Source organism: Zobellia sp. B3R18 (assembly GCF_018860715.1).
GTDB classification, from domain to species: Bacteria; Bacteroidota; Bacteroidia; order Flavobacteriales; family Flavobacteriaceae; genus Zobellia; species Zobellia russellii.
In genome coordinates this window covers 1,435,741-1,455,265 of the sequence record NZ_JAHKQG010000011.1, presented here as the reverse complement: position 1 = coordinate 1,455,265, position 19,525 = coordinate 1,435,741, and the positions used below count along the sequence as shown (strand labels likewise).

14 protein-coding genes are annotated in these 19,525 nt (G+C 38.2%); 4 read left to right on the top strand and 10 right to left on the bottom strand.

Annotated features, from left to right (window positions below; translation table 11 throughout):
• Positions 1–12: 12 nt before the first annotated feature.
• Positions 13–486, bottom strand: a complete 474-nt coding sequence (locus tag KO513_RS12615) for an ankyrin repeat domain-containing protein (RefSeq protein ID WP_215913658.1) — start codon at positions 484–486, stop codon at positions 13–15.
• A 155-nt stretch (positions 487–641) separates the two neighbouring features.
• Positions 642–2,132 (bottom strand): catalase, encoded by a 1,491-nt coding sequence (locus KO513_RS12610; protein WP_215913657.1) that lies wholly within the window; start codon positions 2,130–2,132, stop codon positions 642–644.
• Positions 2,133–2,484: 352 nt separating this feature from the next.
• On the opposite strand from KO513_RS12610, the gene KO513_RS12605 reads away from it, so the two are divergent.
• The 3 genes from KO513_RS12605 (at position 2,485) to KO513_RS12595 (ending at position 5,566) form a co-directional block, all read left to right on the top strand.
• Entirely contained in the window at positions 2,485–4,689 is a 2,205-nt protein-coding gene (locus KO513_RS12605; protein WP_215913656.1) for a PAS domain S-box protein, read from the top strand.
• The gene (locus KO513_RS12600; RefSeq protein ID WP_252735783.1) at positions 4,686–5,102 is read left to right on the top strand and encodes a response regulator; all 417 of its coding nucleotides are present in this window, start codon (positions 4,686–4,688) and stop codon (positions 5,100–5,102) included. The genes KO513_RS12605 and KO513_RS12600 overlap by 4 nt, the downstream gene beginning before the upstream one ends.
• Before the next feature lie 71 nt (positions 5,103–5,173).
• Positions 5,174–5,566 (top strand): response regulator, encoded by a 393-nt coding sequence (locus KO513_RS12595; RefSeq protein ID WP_215913655.1) that lies wholly within the window; start codon positions 5,174–5,176, stop codon positions 5,564–5,566.
• An 8-nt stretch (positions 5,567–5,574) separates the two neighbouring features.
• Here KO513_RS12595 and KO513_RS12590 read toward each other — a convergent pair whose 3' ends face one another.
• Positions 5,575–6,954, bottom strand: a complete 1,380-nt coding sequence (locus tag KO513_RS12590) for a DUF5689 domain-containing protein (protein ID WP_215914028.1) — start codon at positions 6,952–6,954, stop codon at positions 5,575–5,577.
• A 10-nt stretch (positions 6,955–6,964) separates the two neighbouring features.
• The gene (locus KO513_RS12585; protein WP_215913654.1) at positions 6,965–9,694 is read right to left on the bottom strand and encodes a TonB-dependent receptor; all 2,730 of its coding nucleotides are present in this window, start codon (positions 9,692–9,694) and stop codon (positions 6,965–6,967) included.
• Between the two features lie 120 nt (positions 9,695–9,814).
• On the opposite strand from KO513_RS12585, the gene KO513_RS12580 reads away from it, so the two are divergent.
• Entirely contained in the window at positions 9,815–10,873 is a 1,059-nt protein-coding gene (locus tag KO513_RS12580) for an endonuclease/exonuclease/phosphatase family protein (protein ID WP_215913653.1), read from the top strand.
• A gap of 70 nt (positions 10,874–10,943) precedes the next feature.
• Here KO513_RS12580 and KO513_RS12575 read toward each other — a convergent pair whose 3' ends face one another.
• The 6 genes from KO513_RS12575 to KO513_RS12550 all read right to left on the bottom strand — a co-directional run bounded on the left by KO513_RS12575 (position 10,944) and on the right by KO513_RS12550 (position 19,523).
• Positions 10,944–11,537 carry a 3-keto-disaccharide hydrolase gene (locus KO513_RS12575; protein WP_215913652.1) on the bottom strand — a complete coding sequence of 198 codons (594 nt, stop codon included), beginning with the start codon at positions 11,535–11,537 and terminating at the stop codon, positions 10,944–10,946.
• A 42-nt stretch (positions 11,538–11,579) separates the two neighbouring features.
• Complete coding sequence (locus tag KO513_RS12570; RefSeq protein ID WP_215913651.1) at positions 11,580–12,020, bottom strand: hypothetical protein; 441 nt, start codon at positions 12,018–12,020, stop codon at positions 11,580–11,582.
• Positions 12,021–12,112: 92 nt separating this feature from the next.
• Positions 12,113–15,367, bottom strand: a complete 3,255-nt coding sequence (locus tag KO513_RS12565) for a TonB-dependent receptor (RefSeq protein WP_215913650.1) — start codon at positions 15,365–15,367, stop codon at positions 12,113–12,115.
• Positions 15,368–15,538: 171 nt separating this feature from the next.
• A complete protein-coding gene (gene pgi, locus KO513_RS12560; protein ID WP_215913649.1) occupies positions 15,539–17,176 on the bottom strand; it encodes a glucose-6-phosphate isomerase in 1,638 nt (545 codons plus the stop codon).
• A gap of 78 nt (positions 17,177–17,254) precedes the next feature.
• Entirely contained in the window at positions 17,255–18,550 is a 1,296-nt protein-coding gene (locus KO513_RS12555; protein WP_215437332.1) for a M23 family metallopeptidase, read from the bottom strand.
• A gap of 1 nt (position 18,551) precedes the next feature.
• Positions 18,552–19,523 (bottom strand): tryptophan 2,3-dioxygenase family protein, encoded by a 972-nt coding sequence (locus KO513_RS12550; RefSeq protein WP_215913648.1) that lies wholly within the window; start codon positions 19,521–19,523, stop codon positions 18,552–18,554.
• Between the last annotated feature and the right edge of the window lie 2 nt (positions 19,524–19,525).

Genomic DNA, 19,525 nt, shown 5'->3' with positions numbered 1-19,525 from the left:
TAAATTTCTGAATTAATCGTTAGTACCCAATAAACTTATAAGTTCCGGAACGCCTTGCATCTTGGCATGGTCAAACGCCGTATTGCCCCTGGCGTCTTTTGCCGTTGTGTCCGCTCCATGTTCCAATAACAGTTTTGCTATTTCCAATCTATTAAAAGTTGCCGCATATATCAGACAAGTTGCCCCCATTGAATTACGTTCATTAACGTTAGCTCCTTTTTCAATCAACATTTTGGCAATGCCCGCAAAACCTTTAAAACATACGCCCATTAGCGCTGTGTTCCCTGAAGCATCTACCGCATCTATTTTAGCCCCATTGTTCAAAAGCACCTCGGCCGTCTCTATCTGATCATAATATGTAGCCAAAATTAACGGAGTAGAACCCCTTTGATCTGTAGTATTTACCAATTCTGGATTTTCCTTTAGCATTGAGACCACCTCTTGTGTATTGCCCAAACGTATTTCATTAAAAAATTTGTCACTCATAATCTGCTAGTATCATGTAGGTCTTGAGAATGATTAATGAATAAACACACCCTATACCTTTCAATTTATAAATTTAAAAAAAAGAGCCACGGTATGTGCCGCGGCCCTATAAATAATTACTCCAATTTTACTTTCTACGAAATGGATTTTAAAAATTAAGCTCCAACCTCTTCCGGTTTTACATTGGAGTTTGGATCAATCCCTCCTTTTCTATCGTTTAGTGCCTTTTCAACACCTGCTCCATAGGCTGGGTCAGCTGCATAAAAATGTTTCAACTGCCTTTGCACTATTTCTTCCGAAACTCCGTCCATGGCAGTGGCGATATTATTAAAGAGACGTTGTCTTTGACCATCATTGAACATACGGAACAAATCTCCAGGTTGCTTGTAATCCCCAAACGTATCGTTCTCCTCATAACGCCTAACGTCTCCGTTAATTCTCATTGGCGGTTCCTCTGCACTTGGCACTTCTTCTGCTCCTCCTTTTGTATTAGGTTCATAATACGCATCCGGATTTCCAAAGTCGTTGCTAAAAAATCGCATAGCGCCATCTTTATGATAGTGATTTACTTCATTAATAGGTGCATTGGCGGGAAGTGCTTCATAATGTGTTCCCAAACGGTACCTATGTGCATCGGCATACGAAAAGATACGGGCCTGTAGCACCTTGTCCGGTGAGAACCCAATACCTGGCACTACGTTAGATGGGGAGTAAGCGGCATTCTCAATATACTGCCAATAATTATCCGGGTTTTTGTTTAGCTCAAGCTCTCCAACTTCTATTAACGGATAATCGCCATGTGGCCACACTTTTGTAAGATCAAACGGGTTATACGGTGTTTTTTCTGCATCTGCCTCTGGCATAATCTGCACCTTTAACGTCCATTTTGGGAAGTTTCCAGCTTCAATTGCACCAAAAAGCTCTTCTTGATATTTTTCTCTGGTTTGACCTATAACCTCAGCAGTTTCTTCATTGGTATAGTGCTTATGGCCTTGCTGTGTTTTAAAATGGAATTTTACCCAAAAACGTTCACCATCATTGTTCCAAAAACTGAAGGTATGCGATCCGTACCCGTTCATGTGCATTGGTGTAATTGGAATACCACGATCGGACATTAAAATAGTTACCTGATGAAGGCTTTCAGGAGATAGCGACCAATAGTCCCACATTGCTTCAGGGGAGCGTAAGTTAGTCCTAGGGTGTCTTTTTTGTGTATGTATAAAATCTGGGAATTTATAACCGTCCCTTAGGAAGAAAACCGGAGTATTGTTACCTACCAAATCCCAGTTACCTTCTTCTGTATAGAATTTTAAAGAAAAACCACGTACATCTCTTTCGGTATCAGCAGCGCCCAATTCTCCAGCAACTGTTGAAAAACGTGAAAGTACAGGAATCTGGTTACCTACTTTAGAGAATATTTTTGCACATGTATACTTAGAAATATCATGGGTTACCGTAAAAGTACCCATAGCACCCCATCCTTTGGCATGAACCACTCGTTCCGGTATTCTTTCACGATTTTGGTGCGCCAACTTTTCCAATAGCTTGTAGTCCTGTACTACAACGGGGCCTCTTTCTCCCGCTGTTTTTGAGCGCTGGTTGTTTGCTACCGGAGCTCCAGCCGATGTTGTCAATTTTTTCTTCATTTCTAAATATTTTTAAACAACCCATTTCACTGAGTATCAATTATTTTCCAAATAAAGGTACCAAAAAGAGACAAATACAGTATAAAAAAATAATATTAAAATATTATTCAAAAATAGATTTTAACTATTACACCGATTGATTGAGATAAGATTTTTAGTAAAAGCATCTAATTTTTAATAAACAATGTCTTAGCCCGACTCGTTTAATTCAACCTAACACAAAATATGACAGATTTTTCGTATATTATTGTCGTATATTTTTTAGGATTGTGTTAAATATGGTCTCTTATGTTTCATAAGGAAACGTACTATTCATTGTTAAGTCCTATTTTTACGATAAAACCCCTAAACATTGCAAACTCTTTCTATAACTTCCTTAATCAAAGATTCCCCCACAGCAGTTGCTATTTTGGATACGCAACTACGCTTTGTAGGAAATTCTAGAGTGTGGCTAAACGATTTCTGCCCTGATTATGAATCAATCATAGGCGAAAATTATTTTGATATACTTCCCAATACCCCAGAAGAATTAAAATCCGTACTTCATGAATGCCTTGAAAAGGGATTAAAAAAACTTAACGAGGGAGAAAAATTTATTTTCCCCAACGGCAAAGTCCAATGGCTGAAATGGAGAATAAGCGCTTGGACCAATAATAACAACGAAATAGGAGGTCTCATAGTTACCCTAGAAGATGTAACCGAAACAAAACGTAGTGAGGAACTCTATGCTAAGGCTGAACGTGTTGCACGAATAGGTGGCTGGGAGGTTGATATGTCCACAAATTTTGTGCATTGGACAGATATAACCAAAGATATCCATGAAGTACCCAGAGATTTTAAACCGAATCTAGAAACCGGCATAAATTTTTATAAAAAAGGAGAACATAGAGAAAAGATAACAAGCTTGGTAACCAACGCCATTACAGATGGCACTCCTTGGGATACAGAGTTGATAATCGTTACTGCTAAAGGAAATGAGGTATGGGTTAGGGCAAAAGGCGAAGTTGAATTTCTAGACGGGAAATGCGTACGTATTTTTGGAACCTTTCAGGATATTGATGAAAAAAAGAAAACTCAACTCAAGTATTACGAGGTTACCCAGAGACTTGAAGTTGCTACTAAAGGAGCCAATGTAGGTATATGGGACTATGATATCATAAACAACCAACTCGTGTGGGACGATAACATGTACCAACTCTACGGGATTGAGAGAAATGATTTTAAGGGTGAATACGAAGCTTGGCAAGCAGGCCTGCACCCTGATGATAAAGCCCGGGGAGACCAAGAGATTGCCAAGGCCATATCCGGAGAAAAAGAATTTGACACTGAGTTTAGAGTTGTTTGGCCCAATGGGGAAACTAGGTACATAAAAGCCTCAGCGGTAACCCAAAGAAATTCTGATGGGAAGGCCATTAAAATGACAGGAACCAATTGGGACATTACAGAGCTTAAGAATACCCAGATGATGCTCACTAAAAGTCAAGAGTCTTTTTTTGGAGCCTTCGAAAATTCAGACACAGGTATGGCCATTGTTAGTATAACTGGTAAATGGATTAAAATAAACGAAAGTCTGTGCTCTAGTTTAGGCTACACTGAAGAAGAGCTTCTTAAATTAACCTTTCAGCAAATAACCCACCCCGAAGATTTACAGAATGACATAGATTTACTGAACCAAACTATTGCCGGAGAAATACCTAGCTACCAGATGGGCAAACGTTATTTCCATAAAAACGGCAGCATTGTTCATGGTATTTTGACCGTAACCGCAGTTAAAAATATTAACGGTAAAATTTTACACTTCATTTCACAAATTACTGATATTACCCCGCAGATAGAAAACGAAAAAAAATTAAAACGTTTGGTTGATATTACCTCAGAGCAAAATGAAAGTCTTTTAAACTTTGCCCATATCGTATCACATAATCTACGCTCACATTCCAGTAATTTGGCTATGCTTACCAATTTTTTGGTCAAAGAAAAAAGTGATGAAGAACGCCAAAACCTTTTGGGTATGCTCAGAGGCGCATCGGACAGTCTTAACGAAACCATACTACATTTGAACGAGGTAGTTCAAGTAAAAGTTGGTTCTTTAGAAAAGATGAAAAGCATTAACCTATACGAGGCTATAAAAAATGTAGAAAAGAACTTGAACCTTCTTATCCAAGAAAAAGGTGCGATTTTAGAAACTAACGTTCCTGAAAATCTTACGGTTAGTGGCATCCAGGCTTACATAGACAGTATTGTGCTTAACCTAGTCTCAAATAGTCTCAAATATAGTTCTCCGGACAGAAAACCTCTAATTCAAATAAATTCAGAAATCCAAGAAGAAGGCGTAGTTCTTTCTTTTAAAGACAATGGTTTAGGAATAGACCTGGAAAAACATCGTGAAAAGCTCTTTGGCATGTATAAGACTTTTCATCGCAATAAAGACGCTAAAGGTATTGGTCTTTTTATTACAAAAAACCAAATAGAAGCCATGAACGGTACAATTGAGGTAGAAAGCGCCGTTGATGCAGGAAGTACGTTTAAACTACACTTTAAAAAACCATTGACATGAATATGAATATCACTAAAATTAAGAGCGTCTGCATTATAGACGATGACCCAATCTTTATCTACGGCACCAAACGTATCATGAACGAGGTTGATTTTGCTGACGAAATTATTGTTTATAACGATGGCCTTGCTGCATTTGATGGATTAAAAGAAATGACCCAGAAGGGAGAGGAACTACCCTCTATGATTTTTCTGGACATTAATATGCCTATTATGAACGGGTGGGAGTTTTTGGATGAGTTTGTTCAGCTACCCAATAATAACGCAGAAAACATAATCATATATATAATCAGTTCGTCCGTTGACCCTCGTGATGTTGTCCGGATTCATGAATACAAAGTTGTCAACAACTACATTTTAAAACCTATTTCAATAGAGGATCTTCATAATATTCTTCAAAATGTAGGTAATTAAAGCTATTTGTTTATTTTAGGCGATTGGACAAAATCATTAAACCTAGAGCTAAGCGAATATTACTTTATTGAATGGGCAATTTTGAAAAAACATGCATTATAGACGATGATGCGATAGCCGTTTTTGGATTAAAAAGAGCAATGCAAGCTTTAAAATTCTCGCCAGAACTCATTATTTATGAAAACGGTCTTGACGCCATAGAAGCTTTTAAAACAATGATAGAAGGTGAAATGTCTCTCCCTTCCCTAATTTTAATAGACATTAATATGCCAGTGATGGACGGATGGGATTTTATTACCGAAATGCGTAAAATATGGCCCAAAGACCTAGAAGAGCCAACAATTTATATGATGACTTCTTCTTTAAGCCCTATGGATGTTGAAACGGCCAAAAGCTTTGGGTTAGAAAATAATTATCTCATAAAACCCATTTATGCAGAGGTTTTACAAGGCATTTTAGTATAATACTAAATTTAACCTTTCTTTTTTGGGGAAAAATCATCCGGTGCTATTTTAACCTGTTTGGTTGTACCCATGTCTCCCGAGTCGTTCCATATATACCATTCATTGAAATCAAAACTGCCATTTCCTCTCGAAAATTCTGATTTACGCAACGCCCGGCCATCTTCAAATTCATGATTGGTTCCACTGCCATCTTCTCCTACAACCCCAAATACATCAATTACTTTTCCGAATGGATCTACCAGTTCAAGATTATCATCTCCGTTAGAATCTGCCGGACTATTGGTTCCTACACCTAAATCAGGCGAAAATCCATAAACCGCTTCAAACTCCCCGGCGTTTGGTGAAATCACTATATAACCATTTGCATCTATAGTTAGAGCGGACAAGTCTATTTCTGAACTGACTTCTGTGCTCGCATTTGTATACCGCTTTAGGCTCCAGCCTTTAAGACTTAAACTTTCATCTGAAGAATTATAAAGCTCAACAAACCTGGCCGAAGCATTATTGTCCGGATCGGCTAATTCTGAAATCAATATATTTTCAGAAGTAAATTCATCTACCAACTCGGTACAGCGTTCTTGATTGAAGTTTACATCTAGCACACTACTAATGCCAATCCTGTAATCTTCATTCTCTCGTATCAAAACTCCTGTTACACTTCCTCTACCCTCCGGCAACAAATCGGCTTGAAAATCAGAATACCCGCTGTTCAGCATAATAATTTCATTATCGTTACAATCTACCAGAATACGTTCTGTCTCCTCTCCTGCAAGTGCAAAAGGTTGCCCTAGTTCCTCTTCCTTAAACTCTACATCAGTAAGCGTAACGAGCGTGTTGGTAAATTCCTTTTTCACATCGGAAATCGTTATTACTGTAGGCTCAACAAATACCTGTTCATCACAAATTCTGAAAACATGTTCATTAACTATAGCAGCCGGTAACCTCCCTACCGAAACATTACCAAAAGAGGTAAAGGTAGCCCCCAATTTAAATACGTCCTTACTCTTTCCTAGGTATAAACCTTTTAACTTTATTCCGATTTTTGTTCCCACCGGATAAAACAAATGCGAGTCCCTAACGTCTATTTCTATTTGGAATCCCTCAGTTGGATTAACGGAACTATCCTGAAAATATAGTACACTAAAAAAGTTTCCAGCTTCATCTGAGGAAACAACATACCCCTCAATTATCAAATCATCTTGTATTTGGAAAGTTTCGCCCTTATAAAGACTTTTCACATCTGCATATGTACTATTAGCTGGCAGGTTTGAAGTACAGTCGTTTGGTTGCTGTTCATAATTACGGCTCTTTATACAACTGTTAAAACACACAGTTACAAGAAACGAAAAAACAAAAATCAACTTATTGAATCTATGCCTATCTCCCATCTGTACCATACTAAAAGCTATATGCCAAGTTTAAAAAATACGTGCGTCCATAACCGTACCAATACTTAGGAGCAAAGGATGGTGTTCCACTTAAATTATCTTGCTTGAATTGACCGTAATTACCATTTCTACTTTGCTCATAACCTCCCGTCCGGAACACGGAATCAAAAAGGTTGTTGACACTTGCAAAAACACTGATGTATTTTCCGTTCTTCAACCAAGATTTCCCACCTACTAAATTCAGCAGGTAAAAATTATCCAGCGGTCTTTGAGCCAGTGCATTACTCACATTTTCTTCTGTGGCATCCGCAAACGGGCTATTGGTTTCAGGATCCAAATAAAAACTTCGGGTCCTGGTAAGAGTAGATATGCCTGCATAATTATTTGCCAAGTAATTAGTAGTAGCTCCCACCCACCAATATTTGGGATCACGATACTCTATACCTATTGCATAAGCTTGTTGGGGACCTTGCGCCAATTTATAATCTTTGATTTTGGCAATACCCAAATCTACCGTGCCCTCTAAATTTATAAGGTCTTCTTCCCTTCCTGCCGTATCAAAATTAATGGCAACATTTGGGTCGCTCGCATATACATACTTGCCTACAGCAGCCACAGCGGTCAATTTTACCGCTGACGACAACTGATGTTCCAAACCTAGTTCCGTGCCCATATGCAGCTTGTCTAGCCCCGTGAGAACCTCCTGGACGAAGTCTGACCCAACACCGGCATCAACAAAGAAGAAATTTACGTCCGTTGTATTTTGAAAACGGGTGTAAAATCCCGTAAGCCTACCCGTTAATTTAGGAAGGCGCAGAAAGTAATTAAGGTCTACGGTCGTATTTATTTCATTACTAATGTTGGGTACAACGTTATTATTCTCGCGGGGGTTAATAAACACATTTTGAAGTACCGGCGGCCTGGTCATGTAGGAACCGTGAGCGGACAGCCAATGTCTTTCCGTTAATTTATAAGTAAAACCAGATTTGCCTCCCAATGAATTGAATACCGCTGCATCACTTTTACCCAATGAACTCTGCGGGTATCTATCATTTTTAAAAAGACCTACTCGTTGGTAATTGGTAGTCGCATATTTACCGGATATAAATGCACTCCACCTTTCTTGACTATATTTAAATTGAACGAACGACTCAAACTGATCGGCCTTCATCTTATAATTGTAATTGAATATGTCATCCTCTCCTTTTTCAACCGTTCCGTTACTATCGTTCAGTGTTTCGGAAAACGGGTCAATATCAGCATGAAAATCCGCTCCCAACAAATCATTAATTTTAGCATAATTTTCAGAATTCAGGGTTTTACAACTCAACCCAAAATCCATTAAAAACCTCTCCGTTAAGCTTAAATTTCCCAGGGTATTTAAACTTACCCGTGTATCATCAGCTACATCATCATATAGCACATAAGCGGCATTTCCATTGGTATTAGCCGTGTAAAGCTGACTCCAATTAAGTTGGGGCTCGTTCAAAAAACCTTCTTTGGCCGAATTAGCACTATTAAAATTGGCCCCTATTGGGCTATTGATATAGTAACTGGGCATGTACCTATAGTAGGTTGGGTCCGGATTGGGTGCATTATAATACCCTAGCCGACTTCTAGAATTAGAACCGGACTGGTAGACCATTCCCGTATTTAAACTAAACCGATCAGCGCTAAAATAATGGTTGAGCATAAAAATGGGTTCCGAGATTTTTCGCTCTCGAGAGTTTCTGATTTCACCATCCTGCCCTCCCCAATAGGGATTGTATTTTTTTCCGGCCAAAGCAAAGACCTCCTCCGTAATAGCAGAGGAACGACCTCGTCTATTTGAGGCCCAAAGTGCAGTAAGGTTTATGCTGTTCTTTTCATTGAATTGATACTCCAATGCACCAAAAAATGAAAATGCATCGTACAGTGTACCCTCTATATACCCTTGTTTTGCCCACCTTCTTGAGCTGGAAACCGAATACGCCAAACCATTTTTTTGAACCCCGGAAGTGTAAGTAGCCATTAATCTGCCCGCATAGGTCCTGTTGGAATATGAGGTAGATAAACGTGTACCGGGCCGCAAACCAGAAGGTCTAGTATCTATATTGGTGTTACCCGAAATACCGCCAAAAGTATAGTCCGATGCTTCTAGGCCATTGGTAAATTGTTGATTTCTGGTTACATCGTTCATACCTCCCCAATTGTTCCACTGAGGGCGACCATCATAAAACTTGTTCATTGAAATACCGTTCAACAACACCGTTCCATTCTGTGAATCATAACCACGCACGCGAAAAAATGCCTGGCCAAAATCAAAAGCTGCTCTATTTAAAAATAAATCTCTAGTTGCCCTGAGCAGACCGGAAGAATTAGAACTTACTTCATCATCCAACAATTCTGCATCACTCAATGAGATAAGGTTATCCGCCTGTTCTATCTGAATATCTTCCTCCAAGTAAAGTGTACCTAAATCCAAGTTTCCGTTTTCCACAGAAATGGGTACCCTTTTAAGAATATAATCGGTCGCTTCAATCTCTAAAATGTAATCCCCTGAATTTTGAATCGAAAGAACGAACACTCCTTCATCATTAGATACCGTATACGCGTTCGTACCTTCCAAGTTAATCTTAGCATTTTCAACAGGAATTTTTGACCGGTATGAAAGAAGTATACCTTCTACAGAAAAGCTGGCTTGAGACCATATCGCAAAATGCCACATGAATAAAAAGGTACCACAAAGGAATAATCTCATTAACGGGGTTTAATGGTCGGGAATCCCTAACAAGATATCGAAAACACAAATTATCCTACAAGAAATACCTACAAAAATCATTGTTTTTTCGTTAATTGGTATTCGTATCTATCTAACCGTATGAATTTTAGGTTTACATTACTCTTACTATTGTTTGCTCTTGGAGGGTATTCTCAGGAAGACAAATTGTATAAAATTAGAACTGTTGCATTTTATAATTTTGAGAACTTATTCGACACAGAAAACGATACCCTTATTTTTGATGACGACCGAACTCCCGAAGGAAAAGATAACTGGACACTTGAACGTTACAATAAAAAAGTTGATCACCTTTCCCGTGTTCTTTCGGAAATTGGATTGAACACTAGTAAAACTTCCCCAGACATCATAGGAATTTGTGAGGTAGAAAACCGAAAAGTTATAGAGGATGTAATTCACCATCCTAATTTAATTTCAAGAGATTATGGGATAGTGCATTATGATTCTCCCGATGAACGCGGGATCGATGTTGCCCTGCTGTACAAAAAATCCGTATTCCTACCTACTTCATCTGCAAGTCATAGACTATTGCTTATTAATGATGATGACGAAAGAAATTACACAAGAGACCAACTTATTGTTGGCGGACTTTTAGACGACGAACAGTTCTATTTTATGGTAAACCATTGGCCTTCTAGAAGTGGTGGCGAAGCAAGAAGTAAGCCCAACCGCATGGCCGCAGCAAAACTCAGTAAACGTATTATAGACTCTGTACAACGGTTGGATGCCGATGCGAAAATCATTAGCATGGGCGATTTTAACGACGACCCCACCAACGATAGCTTTAAAAAGATTCTTAAGACTAAAGGTAAGGCCAACAAATTGGACAGCCTAGGTCTTTACAACCCCATGGAGAAACTCTATAAAAAGGGAATAGGGTCTCTTGCGTACAGGGACAAATGGAATCTTTTTGACCAGATTTTCTTTACCAAAAATCTTTTACAGCCTAAAGAAAGGTTTTATAAATTTTGGAAGGCTAAAGTTTTTAACGCTCCCTATTTAATTACCAAAAAAGGGCAATACAAAGGCTACCCCAAAAGAACTTATGCCGGTGGAAGTTACACCGGAGGATATTCAGATCATTTTCCGGTTTACATCTACCTAATAAAACCTGTTATGGACAAAACCCCAACCGAATAAGAAACTAAAACGACCTAATCATTCTACAAAAATGAATAGGTCGTTCTAAGTATTTTTTTTATAAAAATTGTTACTTCAGTTCGGTAATTTTAATGTTTTTCCATTGCACTTTAATTCCTCCTCCATCATGGATCTGTAAAATGACCGACCCTTCTCCGGCGCCAATAATTTTGTCGGTCAGCGTAATCATTTCAGTACCGTTTAACCACGAAGTAATCTCATCTCCGTTTACACGAATTTTCATGGTATTCCACTCGCCCATTTTAAGGGCCTTATCTTTTTCGGGCGCCGGTTTTATGAGCCAGTTTCGGCCATATGATTCGTAAACTCCCCCTGTAGAATATCCTGGTGGCGCCACCTCTACTTGCCAACCACTAACCGTTGTGCCTTCTACAGTAGAACGAATAAACACACCACTATTACCGTCTGCCAACTGTCTAAAGTCCACTGTTAGCTCAAAATTTTTATAGTGTTCATCCGTAGCCAAATATCCATATTGCTCATCCGGACCACTCTCACAAACCAAAAGACCATCTTCTACATACCACTTTTCAGTACCGTAAATTGTCCATCCGTCCAAGTTTTTACCATTAAAAAGTTCCTTTTCCTGTGCAAAGGTAGAGACCGCAAAAAATGCGAATACGAATACTAAAATGTTTTTCATGTTGGTTGGTTTGAGTTAGCAAAGTAAAATGATTCCCGGAAGTTAATTAAACCATTGCCCCCAAGGAATACGACTAAGAATAAATACTAGACCTAAACCATAGAAAATAGCAATGCTTTTGAACTTCTTGTCTCCTTCAACAAACTTCTTGTGACGAGACCACCCCACTGTTATTAAAACAATGGCGATAATATTTATGAACGGATGCTCTACCGCCAATAATCTTGATGCCGAATTAAGACCGCCCATACCCAATGCCTGAATAGCTTGAAGTCCGCTTGGAGAAACAAAATATAGTATTAAGCCTACCAATAGTTGAATGTGCGACAAAATCAACGTAAAAAGACTTAGGCGCAAATCCTTTTCCATAGTAAACATTTTGTTACCAATCCAGCCCATAATGGCGTTGGAAACGGCCAAAAATAGCAGAGCGAGAACAACATAGGCCAAATAAGAGTGAACCACCTGAATAACTTCGTACATAATAGATATATTTTAAGCTTTAAATGTACTGATTTTTGGGCATAAAAAAACCCTGCCGATCGGCAGGGTTTTTAAATTATGTTGTAAAATTCTTATTTAAAAATGTAACGAACACCTATTTGTGCTTGCCATCTTGAGCTTTGGATACCTTGATCGTCTATTTGCTCAATCCTATCTATTGTAGACGGATCAAAACTAAACTGAGGAGTGGTCCCATCTGCTTCCAAACCTTGGAAATCAATTAAGGATACGGCATCAAAATTCCCAACAGTTTTTAGAGTACCCCAGTTTTTGTTCAACAAATTAGTAAAGTTGAATATATCAAAAGACAACTGAAGCGTATGTTTTTTGTTTCCTCCAAAATTCATAGAGATATCTTGTAATACCTTTAAATCTACAATATGACTCCACGGACCTCTATCCGCGTTTCTATCTACATACTCGCCTCTACGTGAGGAAAGATACTCATTACCGTTAATATAACCATTTAAAGCAGACCATTGCTCCGCCACAGGCACAGTTACATTACCGTCCCCATCTACAATATCTACCAAATTAATATCTGACTGATTGGCCGGAACATAAATTAATGCATTATCCCTGGAGTCATCATTCAACAATCTATTTCCATCAGGGTTACCGTATATATAGGAGAATGGACTTCCATTAACACCTTCATAAAATACACCAAGCGTAGTCTTAAGCTTATCGTTCCATTTTAGTTCATATGAAGCGTTAGCCGATATTCTGTGCCCTTGAGAAAAATCTGAAGTAGCCACACGTAATCTTGAATTCTTACCATTTACAGTTTGGATATTTCTCCATTGAGAACTATTCTGAGAAGAAGTACCTTCAAAAATAACATCAGAATCACCATAACTATAAGATACTTGCCCAGCAAAACCATTCTGAAAAGGTTTTCTTAACGTAAACGAAGCGTTATAAGAACTTCCCTCACCAGTGTTTGAAGCCAAAATAATTCTATCATAAGTACTGTCTATATCTCCCCCGGAATATATAGATCTGTTATCTCCTGAACCTGTAAGATTTGCTACAGGTGAAGGAACGTTAAGATTTTCGTAATAAATAGCATTGATGTTATCATTCCAAATGAAATCTGCAGAAGCAACTAAATCCCATATTGGTAATTTTTGATCAATGGCTAGATTCATTTTTAACACCTGTGGCAATTTAAAGTCTGGAGCAAACAAATCAATATTTCCACCAACTTCACCTGTACCTGGTTGAGCACCTACAGGCTGATTATTTATATCCGGGTTGAAAAGAGGTGTTTCCGTAAACCATGCTCCTTGGAAAGTATAACCTCCCGTAACACCGTTATTATTATATGTTCCACCAGGCCATACCAATGGTAATCTTGATGTAAAAATTCCTAAACCACCACGAATTTGAGTACTTCTATTTCCTGTAACATCCCAGTTAAATCCAACACGTGGTGAAAAATATGACGTAGTAGAAACTTTCTGACCAACTTTAGCCCCTTTCAAATCCTTCCCTGCAGCTTCAAGTAATGGAATTGCTCTAGTATTGAAGTCCTCGTTAACAGCACCATCTTCCCAGAAAGGAGTATCAAGTCTAACACCTAACCTAAATTTGAAGTTATCAGTAAACTGAATTTCATCTTGGATATAAAAACCTAACTGAAAAACAGAGAATTCAGCAGCTCCAGATGATGTATCACCTACTCCTTCACTAATTAAAGAATATCCTCTTTGATAGATATTTGGTCTTTGATTCGTTAGGAAATCATTTAAGTTATTATACTCATATGCACCATAATTTGAAGCCAAGAATAAGTTTTTAGCTCTTGAATACTCATTATGAGTTCCTAATGTAATTGTATGCTTTCCCGAATAGATTTCAAAATTGTTTGTAAGTGTCAAAATATTTTGATCTAACAAATTGGCTGTAGAAAATTGTTCTCCACCAATTGAAATATCACTTCCTCCAGGGCCATCGTTAATATCAATAAAAGGGAATGGCTCTCCATCAGGGTCACGATCATCCTTAACCGCAGTATACCCTAAAATAAAGCTGTTGGAGAACTTATTTCCAAAACGAGAGCTAAGTTCTAATGAAGTTGAGTTTGTTGTTGTTTTAAAAAATTCAGAACCATTAATAAAACCAATATCGTTATTATCCGAAGTTCTAGCTTCTAAATTTTCTCCTCCAACGTAACTGTGTTTAAGTGATAACTTATGATTATCATTTATATTCCAGTCAATTTTTGCCGTTAGTTTATTACTCTCAAGTGTACGCGTGTTATTATCATATGAGCCTGGATCGTATCCGTAGCTATTAATAAGGAATTCTCGTAAAGTATTTAAATCACTTGCAGAAGAATTACCACTGTAATTATCAATGTTAAAAGGCTGCGGTGTTTCATCATTTTGTCTTTCGTAATTAACAAAATAGAAAAGTTTGTCTTTTACTATTGGCCCTCCAATTCTAACCCCGTAGGTCTGAGCGGTAAAATCGTTAAGTTTAGTTCTTTCTCTATCGCCAGCAGATTCTACCGGTGTTTTACCTGCTAAATCTTGACTCCTATAAAAGTAGTAAGCAGACCCTTCAACTTCGTTTGTACCTGAACGAGTGATTGCACTAATTGCTCCACCAGAAAAACCAGATATTTTCACGTCAAAAGGAGCAACGTTCACTTGAAACGATTCAATAGCATCTACAGAAAATGGGTTAACCCCTGTTTGACCTCCATTAGTTCCAGAACCAGCCAAACCAAAAACATCATTATTTACAGCACCATCAATATAAATGGCATTATAACGGTTGTTTTGCCCTGCAATAGAAATTGAAAAACCATCATCTCCTTCTGAAATTTGTGCCTGTGGAGTTAACCTAACAAAATCTGCAATAGATCTAGAAGCTGAAGGAACAGTTGCAATATCTCTTTGATTAATTCTTGTTGAAGCACCTGTTTTGTCCGAATCAAAAACTCCTGTTGGACTAGCAGTTACAACTACCTCGTCTAGCTCCGTAGATGACTCACTCAATTTTGTGCTAATTCTAACCGTTTCTCCTAGGTTTAGAAAAACTCCTGTACGTTCAAAATTATTAAACCCTACATAAGATATTGTTACGGTGTATGGACCACCTACTCTCATGTTAGATATTCGGTAGTACCCATCAAAATCAGTCGTTGCCCCATACTTAGTTCCCGATGGTGTATGAACGGCAACAATATTGGCCCCTAATAGCGGCTCATCTAAATTGTCTGTTACTTGACCCCCCAGTGAAGATGTGGTAACACCTTGTGAAAAAGCCATTGCCGTCATCAGAAATGCGACACAAGCTAAATAAATCTTTTTCATTTGTTCAGTTTTTACGTTTTCTCAATTTGCTGCAAAAGTGCTGCATTTTGCTGGTGCGAATGTTAAGAGAAGGTTAAATAACCCCTTTGCGAATATACTGAACAAAGGCGCAACTTCCACTCAAAAATAAGAAGTTGCGCCAATATTATAAAAAAATATGAAAATTCTATTTTAACCCTTAAAATAACGCAAAAGCTGCAAAGTAGAGCTGTCATGATCGGCAATTTCTGAACCTTTAATATCTTTCAAAATTGTTCCTGCCAGTTGCTTTCCGAGTTCTACGCCCCACTGATCGTAGCTAAAGATGTTCCAAATAACCCCTTGCACAAAAATTTTGTGCTCATAAAGCGCTATTAAGCTACCCAAACTCTTAGGAGACAACTTATCTATAAGAATTGTATTTGTAGGCTTGTTTCCTTCAAAGACCTTGAAGGCCAATAATTTTTCGATTTCATTTTGGGCCATGCCTTTACCCTCCAATTCTTCACGCACCTGCTCGGCAGTTTTACCGTTCATTAGCGCCTCTGTCTGAGCAAAGAAATTGGCCATTAACTTGTTATGATGATCAACGTCTCCGTGCAAGGATTTTTTAAACCCGATAAAATCTACTGGAATAAGTTTTGTTCCTTGATGTATTAACTGAAAGAAAGCATGCTGCGAATTGGTCCCCGGCTCTCCCCATATAATGGTGCCAGTTTCATAACCTACACGTTTGCCGTTACGGTCAACACTTTTACCGTTACTCTCCATAATACCTTGCTGCAAATAGGCCGAAAACCTGCTCAAATATTGCGTGTAAGGAATGATTGCCTCTGTCTCTGCTCCGTAAAAGTTGTTATACCATACACTTAACAATGCCAGAACAACAGGAAGATTGTCTTTAAAATCTGCAGTTTTAAAATGCTCGTCCATTTCATTGGCTCCCATTAACAACTCATCAAAGTTATCAAACCCAACGGCTAAAGCTATTGATAGGCCAACGGCACTCCATAAAGAAAAACGGCCACCTACCCAGTCCCACATAGGAAATACGTTTTCCGCAGCAATCCCAAACTCGGCTATGGCTTCTGTATTGGTAGATACCGCAGCAAAATGCTTAGCAATATCTTCTTGTGTACCATGCTTTAAGAACCACTTTTTTATGGTAGTTGCATTACTTAATGTTTCTTGGGTGGTAAAGGTCTTTGACACTACTACAAAAAGAGTAGTCTCCGGATCAAGTTCTTTTAAAACCTCGTTAACGTGATCACCATCTACATTGCTGACGAAGTGAAGCTTCAGGTGATTTTTATAGAATTTAAGGGCTTCCGTTACCATAGCCGGTCCTAGGTCAGAACCTCCAATACCAATATTTACAACATCGGTAAAGGCTTTACCTGTATATCCTACAGCATTCCCAGAAATGATACTTTCTGTAAATTCCTTAATATGTTCTTTAACCTGGTAAACTTCTTCAACCACATTTTCACCATCCACTAAAATTGTATCGGATTTTTTAGCTCTAAGCGCTGTATGTAATACTGCACGCCCCTCTGTTTGGTTAATTTCTTTGCCTCCAAATTGTTTTTGGATGGCATCGGCCAAATTAACTTCATCGGCTAATTGCAGAAGCAAGTTTACGGTTTCATCAGTAATTCTGTTTTTAGAGAAATCAACTAGAAAATCGTTCCATTTTAAAGTAAACTTTTCTGCCCTAGAAGCATCAGATGCAAAAAGGTTTTTTAACTGTTCCTCTTTAGTATTTTCAAAGTGCTGGGCAAGTTTTTTCCAAGCAGAAGTTTCAGTAGGGTTTGTGCTCTGTAATGACATTTTGGGTTTTTTAATGTGTTAGAAATTACTACGGCGAAAATAAGCCATATTCATTCTAAACCAAAACCTTAAGTGTCGTTATTTTTCGGCGGATGCCAAATCTTCAACTAGAATATCTTCTTCTACCGGACTTTCTGGATATACCATACAATCCAACTGATCTTTTATTGGATTGATGTAATTGAAGTAGTCTGGCTGTAAGGACTCGTCCAAAGGCTCTGCCAACGGAAGTTCTTCTTTTAAAGGATCCACTTGTCTTCCGTTCTTCCAAAAACGGTAACAAACGTGAGGACCACTGGTATTACCGGTCATTCCGATCCAACCTATTACATCTCCCTGCCTTACAAATTGCCCTCTTTTTACATTCTGATTGCTCATATGCAAGTATTGGGTAGAATAGGTTCCGTTGTGTCTGATCTTTACATATTTACCGTTCCCGCCTCTTCTTGTTGATTCGGTTACCGTACCATCTGCAGTTGCCAAGATAGGTGTTCCTTTTGGCGCAGCATAATCCGTTCCTTTATGAGGTCTTATCTTATTTCCGTAATAGCGTATTCTTCGCTTAAGGTTATATCTAGATGAAATTCTACTGAACTGAACCGGAGCTCTTAAAAACGTTCTTCTAAGGTTATTGGCTTCTTCATCAAAATAATCGACTATGCTTTTTAGCGAATCGTTTTCATAAGCGAAAGCGTAAATAGGTCTTCCGTTGTGCTCAAAGTAAGCTGCTTCTATGGCACCTGCTCCTGCATAAATGGAATCATTGATGTACTTTTCCTTATAAATTACCTTGAACTTATCTCCTTTCTGAAGACGAAAGAAATCTATGGTCCATGCATACACTTCGGATAGGCTGTTGGTAACGGTATAATCTATGCCTTGATCTAAAATAGCCTGAGACAAGGAAGTTTCAATAACTCCCGAAGCTTCACGCTCTACATAGGTAACTTCTTTCTTATTTCTATAAGCCTTAACCGTATCCCTAAGATCAACTACGGTATAATTAATGGGGTCGTTTTCATAAATGAATACTTGCGCCGCCTCTGTAGTATCTTTTGACTTTAAAATAAGATATGGTTTGCCCACACGAATCTTGCGAACATCAAAAGTATCTTTAAAATCTTGGGTTATTTTGGCAATCTTGGGGTAGTCTACTTTGTTCTGAAGCATAAGCTCACCAAAACTATCACCATTTTTCACGGTGTCTAGCTGTACGGTAAACTCATCTAAATTAAACCCGAATTGTTTCATTACAGGTTTCTCTATAGGAACTATGGCAGCCATTTGTTTGACCGGTTCTTTTAGAACTGGCTTGTCATCTTTACAGGAAAGTGATATTAAAATAACGAAAAGAAGGCCCCAATATTTATTCATTTTACTCTGCTTGTTTCTTGTCCGGGTTAAAGATATGGTCTACCCACTCTTTCCCCCAATTATTTAACTCTTGTTTTGAATAGATTTCCGGAAAGAATACAATTTTCTGAAAACTTGGAGGTAAATAGTTCTTCCAATTTGTTCCTCCTGTTGCATCTATTTCCTCTTTGTCTTTTCCTAAATACCTATGAGCAGAACCCATATGCATTAAAGGCCAGTTTACATTGGCGTTCATATCCAATGTCTTTAACGCATCTATTAGCTCTTTATTATCTTTCTTATTGGCAGGTAGTTGCTGATATTTTTGGTAAATGGTATTGTGCTCTACTTGCTTTGCTATTCGTATTAGGCGCGGGGTATACCTATACTCAAACTGCTTCAATGTTAACGTCTTCTCTCCGGTGGCCAAATCGGTGGCTCCTTTTTTCCAATAAATTTCCTCATACAGTTCTTCAAGACTATTTTCCGAAGAAAAGGAATCTCTCTCCGTATGATGGACCAAATTCTCCATAGGAGTGGAATAAATCTCGATCATGCGGTATTGTGCCGACTGAAAACCACTTGCCGGGAGCAAGGCCATACGGTATTGAAGAAATTGTTCTCTCTCCATACCCTTTATCATAATACTAAAAGAAGATATCAACGCCTTAAAATAGCTATTGATCCGTCTCGCTTTTTCTATAAAGAAATCTATCTTTTGCGATTTATCATCAACCAACTGTTTTTGCTCATGAAGAATAAGCTTAAAATACAGCTCAGTAATCTGGTGGTACATGATAAAAATTTCCTCGTCCGGAAAATAGGTGCGTGGTACCTGAAGACTTAAAAGGGTATCCAAATGAATATAATCCCAATACGTGAGGTAACGTTGATAAAGAAGCCCATCTAAATAAGAACTTAAATCCTGACCGGAGTCTTTATACTTCTCTTCTAGTTTTGAAATTTGTGAATCTATTCGCTCTTTATCTCTCATTA

Bases quoted from the DNA above. Each gene is read 5' to 3' on its own strand.
- KO513_RS12615 (WP_215913658.1), bottom strand. From the start codon at position 486: ATGAGTGACAAATTTTTTAATGAAATACGTTTGGGCAATACACAAGAG.
- KO513_RS12610 (WP_215913657.1), bottom strand. From the start codon at position 2,132: ATGAAGAAAAAATTGACAACATCGGCTGGAGCTCCGGTAGCAAACAAC.
- KO513_RS12600 (WP_252735783.1), top strand. From the start codon at position 4,686: ATGAATATGAATATCACTAAAATTAAGAGCGTCTGCATTATAGACGAT.
- KO513_RS12595 (WP_215913655.1), top strand. From the start codon at position 5,174: ATGGGCAATTTTGAAAAAACATGCATTATAGACGATGATGCGATAGCC.
- KO513_RS12590 (WP_215914028.1), bottom strand. From the start codon at position 6,954: ATGGGAGATAGGCATAGATTCAATAAGTTGATTTTTGTTTTTTCGTTT.
- KO513_RS12585 (WP_215913654.1), bottom strand. From the start codon at position 9,694: ATGAGATTATTCCTTTGTGGTACCTTTTTATTCATGTGGCATTTTGCG.
- KO513_RS12580 (WP_215913653.1), top strand. From the start codon at position 9,815: ATGAATTTTAGGTTTACATTACTCTTACTATTGTTTGCTCTTGGAGGG.
- KO513_RS12575 (WP_215913652.1), bottom strand. From the start codon at position 11,537: ATGAAAAACATTTTAGTATTCGTATTCGCATTTTTTGCGGTCTCTACC.
- KO513_RS12570 (WP_215913651.1), bottom strand. From the start codon at position 12,020: ATGTACGAAGTTATTCAGGTGGTTCACTCTTATTTGGCCTATGTTGTT.
- KO513_RS12565 (WP_215913650.1), bottom strand. From the start codon at position 15,367: ATGAAAAAGATTTATTTAGCTTGTGTCGCATTTCTGATGACGGCAATG.
- pgi (WP_215913649.1), bottom strand. From the start codon at position 17,176: ATGTCATTACAGAGCACAAACCCTACTGAAACTTCTGCTTGGAAAAAA.
- KO513_RS12555 (WP_215437332.1), bottom strand. From the start codon at position 18,550: ATGAATAAATATTGGGGCCTTCTTTTCGTTATTTTAATATCACTTTCC.
- KO513_RS12550 (WP_215913648.1), bottom strand. From the start codon at position 19,523: ATGAGAGATAAAGAGCGAATAGATTCACAAATTTCAAAACTAGAAGAG.